Source organism: Streptococcus sp. 27098_8_69, from assembly GCF_041432445.1.
Classification (GTDB): domain Bacteria; phylum Bacillota; class Bacilli; order Lactobacillales; family Streptococcaceae; genus Streptococcus.
Genome location: NZ_JAPVZO010000052.1, coordinates 1 through 1,003 on the forward strand (window position 1 = coordinate 1; position 1,003 = coordinate 1,003).

Here is a 1,003-nt window from a genome sequence, read left to right on the forward strand (position 1 = left end):
GGATCTAAGGATGAAGTTCCAGCTAAGGTAACTGTTAAAACTCCAACTAAAGAAGCAAATGCTCCATCAGTCACACCAGTTGTAAACCCATCATCTCTAACAGAAGCCGAAAAAGCTAAAGTAGCGAATGAAGTTAAGAAAGCTAACCCAACAGCGACAGATGTTGAGGTTAACAACGATGGAACTGTGGTTGTAACATTTGCAGACGGTTCAGTAGCAGTACTTGCATCTGAAAAAGTCGTTAAAGAAGCAACTAAAGAGTCACCTGCTCAAGAACCATCTAAGAAAGCGGGAGCGAAAGAATTGCCAAACACTGGTACAAAACAATCTAGCGCTTCACTTGCTCTAGCACTTCTTGCAGCAGCGACAGGAGGACTCCTTATCTCTAAAAAACGTAAGGAAGGAGAGTAAACCATTACTCGAATAAAGCAAATCTTAGAATTTTGATTCTATGAGATTGCTAGAAAAGAGTCTGAGACAAAATAGTTCTTAGCCACAAAAAAGCTAGAGATTCCCAATTGCGGAACTCTAGCTTTTAACTGTAGTGGGTTGAAGAAAATCTAAGATCTGTAAGGGCAGCACAACTTGGGATGGATGGCTCGGAAGAGATGTTGGTCTAGTGACAGACCAGAAGGTTCTAGAAAATGTATTCAAAGGTGAGTATGACTCTTGGGCAGCCTTTAAGAAGGCCATGTACCAAGAGCGGATTGACAAATTGACAAAATTGAAGCCGATTACCATTGAGTATGAACTCAGAAACCCAAATAGTACGAAGCAAGTAACTATTCGATCTTATAGAGATATGCAAAGGCTAATGGATGAGGCGACAGCAGAGGATGTTCGTAATATTGACAATGCTACAAGCCGCGTCGAAGCTAGCTGGGTTAACTTACTGAAGAAAAAGATTTATAATGCTTATCTTCGTACAACAGATGACTTCCGTCAGTCTATCTTTACCAAATAAGCTGCAAAATTACTTTTAATAAGTAGCGTTATCCCTAGG

1 protein-coding gene and 1 pseudogene are annotated in these 1,003 nt (G+C 40.4%); both read left to right on the forward strand.

Annotated elements, in window-relative coordinates:
* On the forward strand, nucleotides 1–411 hold a 411-nt coding region (locus O3658_RS10575), incomplete at its 5' end, for an LPXTG cell wall anchor domain-containing protein (RefSeq protein WP_371561536.1).
* Nucleotides 412–574: 163 nt separating this feature from the next.
* Nucleotides 575–964: pseudogene (locus tag O3658_RS10580) on the forward strand (ZmpA/ZmpB/ZmpC family metallo-endopeptidase); the annotation flags it as partial.
* Between the last annotated feature and the right edge of the window lie 39 nt (nucleotides 965–1,003).